A 16,616-nucleotide genomic window follows, 5' to 3' on the forward strand; every position below is an offset into this window, starting at 1 on the left:
AGTCTTTGGTTTAAACTATAAATGATTGATATCATTGTAGCTGAATCATTACTCATATCTGTTTTATTTATTTGTGGGGGGTTAATTCTTGTTTAACAAAAAAAACCTGAAATGGTTATCTGTATTGGCAGCAATAATAATGGCATTTGTACAGCTCGGAGGTGCGTTGGTTACTAAAACTGGTTCAGCTGATGGTTGTGGCTCTGACTGGCCATTATGCCATGGTGCTTTTTTACCTCAAAATTTGCCTATACAAACAATAATTGAATTAAGTCATCGTGCAGTATCAGGTCTATCTTTAATTCTTGTTTTATGGCTAGTGATTGTTGCTTGGAAACACATTGGTTATATCAAAGAAGTTAAACCGTTATGCATGATTAGTATTGGTTTCCTATTATTGCAAGCACTTGTTGGTGCAGCAGCAGTAATGTGGCAACAAAACGATTATGTTTTGGCATTACATTTTGGTATTTCATTAATTTCATTTTCTTCAGTATTTGTTTTAACTTTAATTATCTTTGAGATAGACCGTAAATACGAAGCTGATGAATTATTTATTCGTAAGCCGCTTAGAATTTATACGTGGATTATGGCAATCATTGTATACTTAACGATATATACTGGTGCGTTAGTTAGACATAAAGAAGCAAGTTTAGCTTATGGTCAATGGCCGCTTCCATTTAATGATTTAATACCTCATAACGTTCAAGATTGGGTGAATTTCACTCACAGAGGTATGGCTTTAATCGCTTTTATTTGGATTTTAATCACGTTTGTTCATGCAATTAATAATTACAAAGAAAATCGAACAATTCGTTTCGGCTATACCGCTGCATTTATTTTAATAATTTTACAAGTGATAACAGGTGCTTTATCTATTATTACTGAAGTGAATTTATTAATCGCTCTATTACACGCATTATTCATAACAATATTGTTTGGATTGATTGCTTACTTTATTGTATTGATGCTAAGAACCATACGAAGTGGCGGTTAATCCACTTTAATTAACATATAAAATGGCTGTGATACATTAACCGTATCACAGCCATTTTTTGTTTAATCTTCTTGTTCTTTTTCAATTTCTATTAATAAGTCACCTGTTTCAATGGCATCGCCATTTTGAACTGTCACTTTTCTTACGACTCCATCAAACGGTGCTTGAATCGTTGTTTCCATCTTCATTGCTTCAGTGATCAATAATGCTTGTCCACTCGTCACAGATTCACCCTCAGCAATTTTTACTTCAGTAACTGATCCTGGCATTTGTGCGCCAATGTGATTTGGATTTAGTTTATCTGCTTTGGGTTTGACACTTGCATTGGCTTTAACATTTTCATCTTGTATGAAAATACGTCTTGCCTGACCATTCATATCATAAAATATTGTACGTACACCTTTTTCATCAGGTTCCGTAATCGTTTTAAGTGTAATAATTAATCGTTTTCCTGTATCAATTTCTATTTCTACAGTCTCATTAGCTCTCATACCAAAGAAAAATGTTGGTGTATCTAAAAGTGATACATTTCCAAATTGTTCTTGCGTCGCAATAAATTGTTCATACACTTTTGGATATAACACATAACTGATTACATCTTGTTCAGTGACTTCTTTTTGTTGTTTTTCCTCTAATTCTTGTCTTACTGTTTCGAAATCAACTGGCTTTAAATATTCACCTGGTCGTTCAGTTAATGGTGTTTGACCTTTCAATATTACTTTTTGAAGGTCTTTATTGAATCCATTAACTGGCTGACCAATTTCTCCTTTGAAAAATGATACTACTGATTCAGGGAAATCTAATTTATGTCCATCTTTGATTACGGATTGCTCATCTAAATCATTTTGAACCATGTATAAGGCCATATCGCCAACAACTTTTGATGAAGGTGTTACTTTAACAATATCACCGAATAAGAAATTAACACGCTTATACATATCTTTTACTTCATTAAATCTGTTACCTAAGCCTAAACTTTTCGCTTGTTGACGTAAATTAGAATATTGTCCACCCGGCATTTCATGTTGATAAATTTCTGTGTTAGGTGATTTAATATCACTTTCGAAATCGCTATAGTATTGACGTACAGTACCCCAATAATGTGACAATTCTTCCATTCCATCAATGTCTGCACGCATGCTTCTACCGAAACCATTCAGTGCATAATACAATGAATTAGCACTTGGTTGACTTGTTAAACCACTCATTGATGCAACTGCTGTGTCAATAACATCTACGCCTGCATCAATAGCTTCTTTATAAGTTAATAGTCCATTACCACTCGTATCATGTGTGTGTAAATGAATTGGTAAATCAACTGCTGCTTTTAACTCACCGATTAATTCGTAAGCTGCTTTCGGTTTTAATAAACCAGCCATATCTTTAATAGCTAATATATGGAATCCTTCTGATTCGAGTGTTTTCGCCATATTTACATAGTAATCTAACGTGTAAATATTAGAACGATTTGCATTTAAAAAATCTCCTGTATAGCAAATAGCGCCCTCTGAAATTTTACCTGCTTCTTGAACTGCTTCATTTGCAACTTTCATTTGATCTATCCAGTTTAACGAATCAAAAATACGGAAGACATCTATACCTGCATCAGCACTTTCTTTCACAAATTTTTTAATGACATTATCTGGATAATTTTTATAGCCAACAGCGTTAGATGCACGTAAAAGCATTTGGAATAATACATTTGGAATCGCTTTTCTCAATCTTTCAAGTCTTTCCCATGGATTTTCCTTCAAGAAGTTGTAAGCAACATCAAATGTTGCACCGCCCCACATTTCTAATGAAAAACTATCTTTCATTACATCAGCTGTTTTAGAAGCAATATTCATCATATCTTTAGTTCGTACGCGTGTAGCCAACAATGATTGATGTGCATCTCTGAAAGTAGTATCTGTAATTAATACATCCTCTTGCTGTTTCAACCATTCTGCAACTGCTTGTGGTCCTTTATGATCTAATAACTGCTTCGTGCCTTCAAATTTTTCGACAACCTTTTTTGGAACCTGAGGGATTGGTGACGTTTCATAAATTGGTTTCGGTCTTTTTTCTACGTTAGGAAAACCATTGATAGATACATTACCAATATACTCTAACGTTTTCGTACCTCTATCTAATGTAGGCTCAATATCAAATAATTCTGGCGTACTTTCGATAAACTTAGTTGTGTAGTCGCCAGTCTTAAATTGTGTATTTCTCATAACATTGATTAAAAATGGCACATTTGTTTTCACACCACGAATACGCATTTCTTGTAAAGAACGGTCCATTTTTTCATTTGCTTGTTTAAATGTCATACCATGTGTAGATAATTTTACAAGTAATGAATCATAATACGGTGAAATTTCAGCACCTTGGAAACCATCACCTGCGTCAAGTCTGACCCCGAAGCCACCACTTGAACGATAAGCTATAATTCTACCAGTATCTGGCATAAAGTCATTTGTTGGATCTTCAGTTGTAATACGACATTGAATTGCATAACCTAATGTTTGAATATCTTTTTGTTGTGGCATGCCAATTTCATTATCAAATAGCTTTTCACCATCAGCTACAAGAATTTGAGTTTTAACGATATCTACGCCAGTCACCATCTCAGAAATCGTATGCTCAACTTGTACACGTGGATTGACTTCTATGAAATAAAAATCGTCTCCAGATACTAAAAATTCAACTGTGCCAGCATTCACGTACTCAATTTTCTCCATTAATTGAATCGCAGCGTCACATATACGTTCTCTCAAATCATCAGTAAGTGCAACAGATGGTGCGACTTCAACAACTTTTTGATGACGTCTTTGAACAGAACAATCACGTTCATATAAATGAACAATGTTACCATGTTCATCCCCAATGACTTGTACTTCAATATGCTTTGGATTATCTATATATTTTTCAATATAAACCTCACTATTACCAAAAGATTTTTCCGCTTCAGATTTTGCTCTGTGGAACGCTTCCTCTAATTCATCTTCGGAACGCACAATACGCATACCTTTTCCACCGCCACCACTTGTAGCTTTAATCATCAAAGGATAGCCAGCTTCATTTGCAAAAGCAATTGCATCGGATTGACTATCAATTGGTCCATCTGTACCTGGAATAACTCTCAAATCAGCATTAATTGCTGTAGTTCTTGCCTTAACTTTATCACCAAACATGTCTAAATGTTCGACACGTGGTCCGATAAACTTAATCCCCTCTTCTTGGCAACGTTTGGCAAAGGTTTCATTTTCGCTTAAAAATCCATAACCAGGATGAATTGCGTCCACTCCTGCACGCTTCGCAACATCTAAGATGCGTTCTATATCCAAATATGATTCTGCTGGTCCTAAGTCTTTCCCAACTAAATATGACTCATCAGCTTTATATCTATGTAATGATCCTTTATCTTCATTTGAATAAATCGCAACCGTTTTTATATTTAATTCTGTTGCAGCCCTAAAAATCCTTATTGCTATTTCTCCACGATTGGCTACCATAAGTTTATTAATTTGTTTCAAATCATGGTCCCCCTTAAATTTTGAATTTTCTAAAAAGTTGAATATAAAATTGATTATAGCAAAATACGAACTATGTATACAGTAAAATAGTTTTCACATTATTTAAAATTACAATATGATTAATGCTTTTATTTTTAACATAGCAATCTCCTTTTTAGTGCAATGAGTACTTAAAATTTGATACCTATCGCATTTAAAAGAGATTATATCACAAAACTAACATAACACAAAGTTATCATTATTGATAACTTTAACTTATTAAAAGCGTTATATTTGCTAAGTTTTTCAAAAGTAGCTGATATCGTTAAAAAAATAAGCAAACGTTTTCAACATCTGAATGTTGAATCGTTTGCTTATTTTGCGCGTATTAACCATTTTTAGGAACGCTAAAATGTTGCGTATGTTTACGTTGTTGTCTTTTTTTTGATTCATCAACTTTAATTTGTTTAGCGGTAATTAATAATAGTCCCATTGCAATACTTAGACTGATCATTGACGACCCACCAAAGCTAATAAATGGTAATGGAACACCAGTTAAAGGAATCGTACCTGAAATACCACCTAAATTGACAAATGTTTGACTACCTATATAACTAGCAACACCTACACAAACCAGTTTATAAAAGTATGAACTCGTCTTACTCGCAAGTTCAAATGCTCTATATACAATAAAGAATAATAAGCAAATGACAATTAGTCCTCCAACAAGTCCAAGTTCCTCACAAATAATAGAAAAAATAAAGTCAGTATGTGGTTCAGGCAAGTAACCTAACTTCATAATGCTGTTTCCTAAACCGCGGCCTAATAAACCGCCATTACCAATTGCAATTAATGAATTAGAAATATGATAACCTGTACCTCCTTCATTGCTGAACGGATCTGTAAGCGTACTAAATCTAGCAGTTAAATAATCTGGCACAAGTCCTATCAGTAAAAACAAGCCACCAATGAGTACAATACCTGTGAGTATCATTAATCCATATTTTAGCGATTTTTGAACTCCAATACCTGCATAAAATAGGATTGAGAAAAAAATTATTAATATTAATAATGTTTGACCAACATCGCGTTGTAAAAATACAAGACCGATACAAATAGCAGATAAAATAATTGGAGAAGTCATAAGTTTAGGATTTTTAAAAACTTTTGGCCTTTTCTTTTCAATCATATATGGAATATATAATATCAAGGCAATTTTTAATAATTCTGATGCTTGTAAATTCATAAAACCTAAATTAATCCAACTTTTTGAACCATTAATATTACTTCCTACTAATAGAGTTGCTACTAACAATAAGATAATGCCAAGCATCATCCATTTTTGAAACTTAATCGTTTCTAGTAACTTCACATTCATTACGAATGCCATAAAAAAAACAAGAATGATACTCATAATTACGTACATTAATTGTCTAGTATAAAAATATGTTCCTGTTACAGGTACACCACCTGTTAAAGAACCTTTAGTGGCTGCAACCATACTTGCACTATATACCATGACTAAGCCAATGAGACATAACAACAAATATGTAATTACTAACGGATAGTCAATATATTTAGCATTCTTGCTAATATACTGAAAAAAATTCTTTATGTTATTCATTCGACATATCATCCAATTCTATTTTATATATTCTTTACATATTAATCATTTTTTAATAAACGTTTCAATCATTTTCATTAATCCAAATACTGAAATTGTTTTAAAATTTCATTGTACCTTTAATAGTATATCAAAAAATGTATTCATTTTTCGAACAAATATAATCTGTTGTTCAATCATTATCAAAGCGTAACATCATTTATTATCCAACAAAAAAAGTGGCTACGATACAATCAATATAATATTGACATCTTAGCCACTTCAAATATCTTATGTAGTTTTTTAACTACTTTAATTCGTTTTATATCATTTTATCTAGTAAAAATAAATTTATACTTTTCAAAATTAGCGAATCCAATTAAACGTTTGTAAATGCTTCGTGTAATTTAGACAATTCTTTTTCTAAACGAAGCATTAAATCTTTGCCCGCTTCTCTATCCACTAAGCCTAGTTCAACAGCAAAATCAACTTCTTTTTGTAAACCAAACATTTGTGTATCAAGAACTTCTTCATACAATGGGCATTGAGGTAATGTAAGATTATCCATTTGAACTTTAATCAATTGAAGAATCCTGTCTGCATCTTTATTTAATTGGTCATATGCCGCACTGTTTAATTTTTGGCCCTTTACCATGACATACTCCCCCTATCAATTGTAACTTTATATGTAAAAGTTTATCTTACTGATACAGAAAAAGCAAGTGAATTCAGTAATATACTAAGGCTAGTTATTTATGATAATATTGGAATTAGTGATATATTTATTTTAGTTACATATACAATTAATAAAACGAACTACACAATTCATTGTGATATGAGCGTTCAAACAATAGGTATTTTTAATTTTGCGATGCGTCTTCAATGATACAAACTATTTAATTATGTTCAAATTCACAAAAATGTCAATTATTGTAACGACTGAACTTGTTGTCGAATCGTTTTATTTAAAATTTTTAAAATATATTAGGAGTGGGATTATGATTCAAATTAAGGGCGAAGTTAAATTTCCAATTACTTTAGACAGTACTACTTGGATATTTGATGATAGAAAAGTTAAATTAGAAGATTTAGAGAATGGTGTATTTGATGGTACTAAACCTATCAATTTCAATGACAACCGCGAATGGAATCGTGCAATCTTAGAAGGACAAACAAATCCTCCAACACTAAATTCAGAAATTAAATATCGAAAAAGAGCAGTTTTAAAAGATTCATTTGTAATTAATATGTCACCATTTTTCAAAAATGCTGAACCACATGATCATGCAAAAGCAATACGTCTGTTTAATGATGAAGCTTCTATGGAAGTACCAATAGACCTACTACCATATCTTTTCTTCCAATTTGCTCGTGATGGCAAAAGACTTTATGACGATAACTTCGTTGATAGTTTTGTCTATATACCAGAACAAGGTTATTCATATGAGTTCAAGTATGTTACTCATATCGAGGTGATTTAAATGATAAAAGTGCAATGTATTATCTGTGATACTGAAGTATTCATTGATCAAAATACATTAGAAGCTAAAAGATTAAGAAATGATCCAATGCACACTTTTATGTGTGACGAATGTAAAAGTCGTCTAGATACCCCAAAACAACGAAAACAAGAAAGCACTTTCGACCATCGATAACATATTTTTTATAACCTTAATGTTGTTTTAACCGAAAAATTAAAACCTGTCATCATAATATTAGTAATCGTTGAAAGAAGTCCACGACGATTGTCAATGATTATTAATATTACAAATTAAACGGATCGTTTAATTCTAAAAATTTACCCCATGAAAGTTTCTATTAATTTGAAACTTTCATGTTTTTTTATATCAACGTTTCTTTTTTAATTACTTTCTTGATGTGAAACAATACTTAGCATGTAAATACAAATATACACGCTAACGTTGATCAATGAAAATTATTTTAAATCTCATTGATCACTTTCTAGGCATTCACCACACAATCAAAGTATTTACCTACACTTTAATAAATGCAATTAAATCAATTTACCTTAGTGTAATACATATAATAGTTATACTCTAATGCAACACATCTCATACTAAATCCTTCAAATTAGAAGATTGAAATTTGAACTGACTTTATTACTAAACACCACTCATTATCTGTTTACTCAACGATATAATGTCATAAAAAAAACAATGTCAATCTCTATATTATTCCAATAGAAATTGACATTGTCATGTGAATCAACGATATTTATCTCTCGTTATTTTGAAAATTTACTAATTATTCTTCTTCTTGCATTAATTGTTTGATTCGTTTCGATTCTTTTTCACGCGCTGCTTTTTCTAAAATTGTTTTTCTAATACGAATCGTTTCAGGTGTTACCTCTACTAATTCATCATCATTGATAAATTGTAATGCTTCTTCTAAAGTTAATTTTCTTGGTCGTTTCATTGTAACTGTTTGATCTTTTGTAGCTGAACGTACGTTAGTTTGATGTTTTTCTTTCGTAATATTTACTGTTAAGTCATTTTCACGATTGTGTTCACCAACAATCATACCTTCATAAACTTCAGTTCCTGGTTCCATAAAGTTTGTACCACGATCTTCTAGTCCCATAATCGCATATGAACTTGCTTGACCTTTATCCATTGAAACAAGCGCACCATTTCTTCTACCACCTATACGGCCTTTAACACGAGGTTTGAATTCTTCAAAAGTATGGTTAATAATGCCATAGCCACGTGTCTGTGACATAAACTCAGTAGTATAACCGATTAAACCACGAGCTGGAACCATGAATATAAGACGAGTTAAACCATTATCCGTTGTCACCATGTCTAACATTTCACCTTTACGTTGTCCTAATGACTCAATGACAGCACCTGTATATTCTTGAGGTACTTCACATTGCACACGTTCAAATGGTTCACATTTAACGCCATCAATTTCTCTTAAGATAACTTGAGGTTTAGAAACTTGTAATTCATAACCTTCACGTCTCATATTTTCAATTAAAATAGATAAATGTAGTTCCCCACGTCCTGCAACGATCCATTTATCCGGTGATTCTGTTTGAGTTACTTTTAATGATACATCTGTTTCTAATTGTTCATCTAAACGTTCTTGAATTTGACGAGATGTTACGAAGTCACCTTCACGTCCAGCAAATGGTGAATTATTCACTCTAAATGTCATTTCCAATGTAGGCTCATCAATTCTTAGAACTGGTAAAGGATCTTGATGATCATTAGGTGTTACAGTTTCACCTACGTTAATATCTTCCATACCTGAAACAGCAATTAAATCACCAGCATAAGCTTCTTCAACTTCTTCACGTTTTAATCCGAAATAACCGAAAATTTTAGTTACTCTGAAATTCTTAACTGAGCCATCTAATTTTAATAAAGATACACTATCACCAACACGCATCGTTCCTCTAAACACACGTCCTACACCAATACGTCCAACGTAATCGTTATAATCCAATAATGCTATTTGGAATTGTAACGGTTCATCTCTATTATCAATTGGAGCTGGTACATAATCAATAATTGTCTCGTAAAGTGATTGCATGTTTTCATCTTGTTTTTCAGAATCTAAACTTGCAGTACCATTAACAGCTGATGCATAAACAACAGGGAAATCCAATTGCTCATCGTTAGCTTCTAATTCAATAAATAAGTCTAATACTTCGTCTACTACACCTTCTGGTCTAGCTTCAGGTTTATCAATTTTATTTACAACTACTACAGGTTTTAAATTTTGTTCAAGTGCTTTTTTCAAGACGAAACGTGTTTGTGGCATTGTACCTTCATAAGCATCTACAACTAAGATTACACCATCAACCATTTTCATAATACGTTCAACTTCTCCACCGAAATCGGCGTGTCCTGGCGTATCTAAAATATTGATTCTGTTATCTTTATAATTAATTGCCGTATTTTTAGCAAGAATTGTTATGCCTCGTTCTCTTTCTATGTCGTTAGAATCCATTGCTCTTTCATCTACATGCTCATTTTCACGGAATATTCCTGATTGTTTTAATAATTCATCTACTAATGTTGTTTTACCATGGTCAACGTGAGCGATGATTGCGATATTACGAACATCTTCTCTTATTTTAGTCATTTTATACAATTTCCTTTCTCGAGTAAATTCCCACTTTTCTTTGCAACTTTTTTATTATATCATATAATTGGTTAAAGAAAACTATAAAGGTGTGGTTGGGATGCAACAAAAAAAATCTAAATCAATATTCTGGGTACTCGCTATCATAGCTGTTATATTATTGCTTTTATTTAGCTTTAGTATCGCTGCTACAAATGTTCCAATGATGATTTTAACATTTATACTATTCATTGCAACATTTGGGTACGGTTTCACTTTAAAAAAGAAATATCGTGAAAATAACTGGCTATAATTGTCAAAATAAATAGGGACAGAAAATCATTTTGAAAATGTATTTTCTGTCCTTTTTTTACGTTGACTTAAATTTTAAAAATGAATTAAAGTTTTTGTTTTGTTCTCTACTCGTTATCTTATTCATTGTTTTTTCATATATCTTTTACTTAAAGATATAAAATTTTGCCTAATAGTATGATTAAAGTGGTTAACTTAATGTTTCAAACGTTTTTGTAATGCTTCGATGATTTCATTATTTTTTTGAAAATGAAATTCTAATAATTCCGCATGTAATTGTGGATTTGCCATTACTATGGAACTTGGTTCATATATAGACAAGGTGTCACCCATTAAATCTGTACCAATGCCACCTACTTCCTGCAGTATGATTAAACCGCCAGCAAAATCCCAAGGTTGTAATCTTGGTGTAATGTAGCCTCCTAATTTACCAGTAGCAACATGAATGATTTCTAGCGCAGCTGAACCATAAGCTCTCGCGCTTCTAGCTTCGTCCACAATTGGTTTGAACACTTCACCCAATCTTGGTTTTGTAAGCCAATTAGGATTGATGCCAATTATGCTTGTACTTAAGGGACTCGATTGAATTGCAGGTAGCAAGTTGCCATTTTCAAATGCACCTTCACCAACTTTTGCATGGTAAAGTTTATCATTTATAACATCGTATACAAATCCTGCGTATGGTTTACCATCATTAAATATACCAATAGAAATTGCAAAGTTTTCTTTTTGGTGTACAAAATTCAACGTTCCATCAATTGGATCAATAACCCATACAATGCCTGATTCATCTTTAAGGTCATGTCCATGTCCTTCTTCACCAATCACTAAATGCTCTGGATAAGTCTGCTTGATATTGTCAAAAATATATTTTTCTGTCGCTTTATCAACATTTGTCACTAAATCATTGGGATTTGACTTAGTTTCTATTTCTATACCTTTTTTCATGATTTTTTTTACATTGATGCCCGCTTCTAAAATAAGGCCTTTTGCAAACTCATAAACAGTCATTGTATCCCTCTCCTTTTTACGACTCACTTTTCATTAATATTTAATAAGATATAGAACTATATATTTAAAATAGTCAATTGTATGTAATATCATATTAGTTAATAATACTATGTTTTTACCCTAATTCATAGGTTTATACACGTTGCTGTACAATGTGCGATTGTTCAAATAAAAAAACAAAGTCAATGTTTATAGTGTTATAATTATGCTAAAATATAAACGAATAGATGCACACTAGGAGGTTAAAATGGCTAAATATATATTTAAAACAAACGATTTCAAAGCATTTACTGTTGATGGTTTAGATAACAGAATGGAAGCTTTGAATAAACATGTTCGACCACAATTGCATGAACTAGGAGAATATTTTTCTCAATATTTAGAGGCAACAACTGGAGAAGTTTTTTATCCACACGTTGCTAAACATGCAAGACGAAGTGTAAATCCACCTAAAGATACATGGGTCGCTTTTGCAACCAACAATCGCGGTTATAAAATGTTACCACATTTTCAAATAGGTCTTTTTGAAAACCAATTATTTGTCATGTACGGTGTTATGCATGAAGCAAAAGATAAAGCACAGCGTGTGAAGGTTTTTGAAGAACAATTTCATTCACTTAGAAATTTACCATCTGATTATAGCTTAAGCTTGGACCACATGTCTCAAGAAAAAACATATATTAAAGATATGTCAGATGATGAAATACAAAGTGCAATTGATCGTGTTAAAAAAGTAAAAAAAGGTGAATTATTTGTTGCACGTACCCTTGCTCCAAATGCGGACGAATTAAAAACAGATAAAACCTTTTTAAACTTTTTAGAAGAAACCTTCGAACAGCTATTAAAATTTTACAACTAAAGTTTTATTTTTAATTCTATAAATAAACTAAGATATCAATAGATTTATTCAACATAATAAACACCACCACTGCTTAATTTACATATATTATAATATTGACAGTGATTTGGGACGACTCTTGCGAGAAGAGCTCTAGCCGAAGACTACAGGCTAAGGCAGTGCCCGCGGAAAGCGTGCATAAAAAACTGCTAACAAAGTCGGAGGCTTTGTCGACAGTCTGAACCACCTTTTATAAAAAGGTGGCTTTCTCATCTCAATTTTTAGAAATTCAAATCAATGAGACAAGATAGTCTTTGAATTAGTAATATTTTAGTGTGATATTAGCAGTGATTTATGCCGACTCCTGCGGGAATAGCACTAGCCGAAGACTACAGGCTAAGGCAGTGCCCGCGGAAAGCGTGCATAAAAAAAACTGCCAACAAAGTCGGAGGCTTTGTCGATAGTCTGAACTAAGATATAAATATTTTAGACTATAAACAGCGACAATTTCTATTTAAAATAGAAGTTGTCGCTGTTTTACGTTTATAAATAATACATTAGCATGTTGTGATATCTATCTTGTTATTAATATAATCAAGAAAAAAGGATGGTGTCTTAAACTCCTGAATTTGTATTGTATATAAAATCAAAATTTGTACTAACAACTAAACTGCTAACATAGTTAATACTTTGTTAGCAGTTAGCGTATATTTTCAGTTTTTATAGATCATTTATTACTAAGCCTTTTCACATAACTTAATAAATATAAGGATCCTCATCTTTTTTCTTTTTTAATTCTTGTTCTGGATTCATATCACTCTTTTGTCGTTGACCAATATCTTTGGCATCTTCACTAAAGTCATTTTGTTGTATTTGATTATGATATTGTGGTTGACCCTTGTCTTTTTTCACTAATAGCATAATTCCAGCAATAATCCAAAGTATTAACGCAATAAAATTACCAGTAAAAAGACTAATTAAAGCTGCAGCAATTAAAAGACAACCAGCTAAAATTCTGTTTCCTTTAATTGTAAATACGCCACAGAATCCTAGAATCGTCGCGAATAATAAAAATCCACCTTGCATTAATATTGAAGCTTTAAGTGCATCTGCCGATATTGACATACCTTGTTGTTCATATATTTGATTTAATGCTTCCTTGGATTCGGGAAAATTCAATAAAATTAGTCCCAAAATCATGAGTATTAAAAATAATAAACTAAGACCGTTTGCAATCCAAGCAAGGATTTTTTCTGCTTTCCGATTCATCATTTTTCCTCCTATTCTTTCATTATCACTATCATAGCAAATTTAACAAAATTACAAAATTACAAAGTGTTATTTTCTATATTTCAAAATATTAATTTACTAATAAAAAATTAAAAGCAGTAAAATTTTATCTAAATAATTACTTGTTATTAGGTTGACCTAATATTTTTTTTGGAGTAACCTATAAAAAGTTAGTTAGAAGTATAGGAGGTATCATTATTGGCTAATAATATAAAAATGCATAATAAAAGTTTAGAAGAAATCAACAATACGGTTTCTATTAATAGTAATGGTAAATTTAGTCAAAAGTTATTATCTTATTTAGGTCCAGGGTTATTAGTAGCAGTTGGTTACATGGATCCAGGAAATTGGATTACTTCAATGCAAGGTGGTGCACAATTTGGATACATTTTGCTATTCGTAATTTTACTCTCTAGCTTATCTGCAATGTTACTTCAAAGTATGACGGTAAGATTAGGAATAGCGACAGGTATGGATTTAGCACAAGCTACAAAATATTACTTAAACAAACCTTTAGCTTTTGTTTTTTGGATTATTGCTGAATTAGCTATTATTGCAACTGATATCGCAGAAGTTATCGGTAGTGCGATAGCATTAGATTTATTGTTTGGCATTCCACTACTTGTCGGTGCACTTATCACGGTATTGGACGTATTTTTATTACTCTTTATCATGCGATTTGGATTCCGAAAAATTGAAGCGATTGTAGGTACGTTAATTTTCACGGTACTTGTGATCTTTATATTTGAGGTGTTTATTGCTTCACCTCATGTCAATGAAGTGTTAACTGGTTTTGTACCAAGCAAAGAAATAATAACGAATAATAGCGCATTGTTTATTGCTTTAGGAATTATTGGGGCTACGATTATGCCACACAATTTATATCTACATTCTTCAATTGTTCAATCAAGAATGTATGATAGAAATAGTTTAAAATCAAAAGCACATGCAATTAAATATGCTACGATGGATTCTAATATTCAACTTTCGATTGCATTTATCATTAATTGCTTATTACTCGTTTTAGGAGCTGCCTTATTTTATGGTGTTAATACTGATCAATTGGGTGGTTTCTACGATTTATATCACGCTTTACAAAATCAGCCTGTATTAGGAGCTTCTATGGGTGCAATTATGAGTACCTTATTCGCAGTTGCTCTATTAGCATCAGGCCAAAATTCTACAATTACTGGTACAATGGCTGGTCAAATTGTAATGGAAGGGTTTTTGCATCTTAAAATTCCAAACTGGTTACGTAGACTAGTTACGCGTCTACTTGCAATTTTACCTATCATATTCTGTATCATTATTTTCAAAAGTGATGAAGCAAAAATTGAACAATTGCTAGTATTCTCACAAGTATTTTTAAGTTTAGCTTTACCGTTCTCATTAATACCTTTACAGCTGGCAACAAATAATCGTTATTTAATGGGTCAATTTAAAAACAGAACCTGGGTTAATACAATTTCATGGCTATTAATCATTATTTTAAGCATATTAAATGTATACTTAATATTAGAAACATTTAAAGAACTCATGTAACCATGCGACTGCAACTCAAATATTTACAGAGAAACAAAACTGACGATTTCTTTGCGAAATTGCGGTTTTGAAATGTGCTGACGCCCGGGGTAATGATATGAGCGAGAGACTACAGGCTCGAGCCATATCCCCAGGCAAGCATGCACGATCAAAATCGAAATATTTTAAATATAAAGAGGGCCAATCCATATTAAGGATTGGCCCTCTTATTTTGTGTATAGCATAGTGCAAATAAAATCTTTATTTTTCTTTATCTGAATCTACCGCTTCATTTTGTTTAGTTTTACTTGATTGACTTTTTGCTTCATCAATCTCTGATGATTCAGCAGTTTGACTTGTGATTTTCTTTCGTTCTTCAAAGTTCATTCTTCGTTGACTAACTGCACTTGGTTGTTGTTTACGTCTTTCTTTTTCACGCTGTTTACGTGCTTTTTTTTCTTGCTTAATTCTAGCTTTTTCTTCAGCTTTTTCTTGTTTCAATCTAGCAGCTTCCTCAGCTTTTTCTTGCTTGATTCGCTGTTGTTCTTCATAAGCTTCTTGTTGAAGTTGTTGTTCTTTTTCAAAAGCTTCTTGTCTTTGTCTAGCTTCTATTTCAGATTCTTCACTATCGATATTTGCGTCCTCTTGTTCATTTTGAAGATTTTCATCAAAATCATTTGGCTGCTTTCTTGATTTATAATTGTATTTAGCCTGTCGAGATAATACTTGAGGTTCTTCCTCTTTTGAATTAATATCCGAATTTACTTTGTCTGCAATTTCGGAACTATATCCACCTCTTCTTAATTGTTGTTCTTGATTTGATGGTTGTTCTAAGTCAGAAGTATCTTGTTGTACATTATATTGTGGATTTGGTTCAGATTTTGGCTCAGGTCTCGGTTCAGGGTTTGGCTCATATTTTGGTTCTGCTTCTTTTTCTTGACCATAGTCATTATAACTTCCTCGATAACCACCTGAATAATAGGATGGTATCATTTCTACTTTATCTTTGCGTGCGAACATCATAATTGCAACTATTAAAAATAGAATCGGTATAATGAGCGGTACAAATAATAGAACTAAAGGTAAAGTGACGATGGTAGCTATTAAAAATAAAAATCCAGATAATATTCTAATATTCATTGAAATTAACGCTAAAAATGATATTAATAAACAAACAATGAAATATACAATAACTGCCCATATACCATTTTGTAACCAAATAACAAATTGAATCGTATTTAATCCATTATTCGCCAATATTTGCTGAATAAAATCATTACCATTTAACGACGTTTCTAAATTTTGAATAGAACTTTCACTACTAAAAGAAACTAATGCAATAAACATTGTGATGATTGTTAGTAATAGTAAGAATATCCAGCTCAACCAACCCAATACCTTTTCTGCTAGTCGACTCACTGGACGCCTAACTTGAGTATATTGTTCTCCTGACAT

At 32.0% G+C, this 16,616-nt stretch carries 13 protein-coding genes; 6 read left to right on the plus strand and 7 right to left on the minus strand.

The window, feature by feature from the left end; genetic code table 11:
* Positions 1-88: 88 nt before the first annotated feature.
* A complete protein-coding gene (locus KA867_RS10365; RefSeq protein WP_210137951.1) occupies positions 89-997 on the plus strand; it encodes a COX15/CtaA family protein in 909 nt (302 codons plus the stop codon).
* 62 nt (positions 998-1,059) lie between these two features.
* Here the strand turns inward: KA867_RS10365 and KA867_RS10370 are convergent, their stop codons facing one another.
* From KA867_RS10370 to KA867_RS10380, 3 genes are all read right to left on the minus strand, one after another.
* Positions 1,060-4,515, minus strand: coding sequence for a pyruvate carboxylase (locus KA867_RS10370; RefSeq protein ID WP_210137952.1), 3,456 nt, complete (start codon positions 4,513-4,515; stop codon positions 1,060-1,062).
* A gap of 367 nt (positions 4,516-4,882) precedes the next feature.
* A complete protein-coding gene (gene ftsW, locus KA867_RS10375) occupies positions 4,883-6,118 on the minus strand; it encodes a cell division peptidoglycan polymerase FtsW (protein ID WP_210137953.1) in 1,236 nt (411 codons plus the stop codon).
* Positions 6,119-6,476: 358 nt separating this feature from the next.
* The gene (locus KA867_RS10380; RefSeq protein WP_019469266.1) at positions 6,477-6,752 is read right to left on the minus strand and encodes an Fpa/YlaN family protein; all 276 of its coding nucleotides are present in this window, start codon (positions 6,750-6,752) and stop codon (positions 6,477-6,479) included.
* Positions 6,753-7,095: 343 nt separating this feature from the next.
* On the opposite strand from KA867_RS10380, the gene KA867_RS10385 reads away from it, so the two are divergent.
* Complete coding sequence (locus KA867_RS10385) at positions 7,096-7,578, plus strand: hypothetical protein (RefSeq protein ID WP_210137954.1); 483 nt, start codon at positions 7,096-7,098, stop codon at positions 7,576-7,578.
* Positions 7,579-7,752, plus strand: coding sequence for a DUF2197 domain-containing protein (locus KA867_RS10390; protein ID WP_107384369.1), 174 nt, complete (start codon positions 7,579-7,581; stop codon positions 7,750-7,752).
* Positions 7,753-8,362: 610 nt separating this feature from the next.
* On the opposite strand, the gene typA is transcribed toward KA867_RS10390, so the two are convergent.
* Positions 8,363-10,210, minus strand: a complete 1,848-nt coding sequence (gene typA, locus KA867_RS10395) for a translational GTPase TypA (protein ID WP_210137955.1) — start codon at positions 10,208-10,210, stop codon at positions 8,363-8,365.
* A gap of 100 nt (positions 10,211-10,310) precedes the next feature.
* Between typA and KA867_RS10400 the strand changes: the two genes are divergently transcribed.
* Complete coding sequence (locus KA867_RS10400; RefSeq protein WP_019469262.1) at positions 10,311-10,502, plus strand: DUF5325 family protein; 192 nt, start codon at positions 10,311-10,313, stop codon at positions 10,500-10,502.
* Between the two features lie 194 nt (positions 10,503-10,696).
* Here the strand turns inward: KA867_RS10400 and KA867_RS10405 are convergent, their stop codons facing one another.
* Complete coding sequence (locus KA867_RS10405; RefSeq protein WP_210137956.1) at positions 10,697-11,512, minus strand: inositol monophosphatase family protein; 816 nt, start codon at positions 11,510-11,512, stop codon at positions 10,697-10,699.
* Between the two features lie 247 nt (positions 11,513-11,759).
* On the opposite strand from KA867_RS10405, the gene KA867_RS10410 reads away from it, so the two are divergent.
* Positions 11,760-12,371, plus strand: coding sequence for a YktB family protein (locus tag KA867_RS10410; protein WP_210137957.1), 612 nt, complete (start codon positions 11,760-11,762; stop codon positions 12,369-12,371).
* A 735-nt stretch (positions 12,372-13,106) separates the two neighbouring features.
* Here KA867_RS10410 and KA867_RS10415 read toward each other — a convergent pair.
* A complete protein-coding gene (locus KA867_RS10415) occupies positions 13,107-13,619 on the minus strand; it encodes a DUF4064 domain-containing protein (RefSeq protein WP_210137958.1) in 513 nt (170 codons plus the stop codon).
* 237 nt (positions 13,620-13,856) lie between these two features.
* Here KA867_RS10415 and KA867_RS10420 point away from each other — a divergent pair, with 237 nt between their 5' ends.
* On the plus strand, positions 13,857-15,182 hold the full coding sequence (locus tag KA867_RS10420) for an Nramp family divalent metal transporter (protein WP_107521390.1): 1,326 nt from the start codon (positions 13,857-13,859) through the stop codon (positions 15,180-15,182).
* 240 nt (positions 15,183-15,422) lie between these two features.
* Here the strand turns inward: KA867_RS10420 and auxB are convergent, their stop codons facing one another.
* Positions 15,423-16,616: a lipoteichoic acid stability factor AuxB gene (auxB, locus tag KA867_RS10425; protein ID WP_210137959.1), complete on the minus strand. Its 1,194-nt coding sequence runs from the start codon at positions 16,614-16,616 to the stop codon at positions 15,423-15,425.

Origin of the sequence: Staphylococcus sp. GDH8C109P (genome assembly GCF_017893405.1) — a bacterium.
GTDB lineage: Bacteria > Bacillota > Bacilli > Staphylococcales > Staphylococcaceae > Staphylococcus > Staphylococcus cohnii.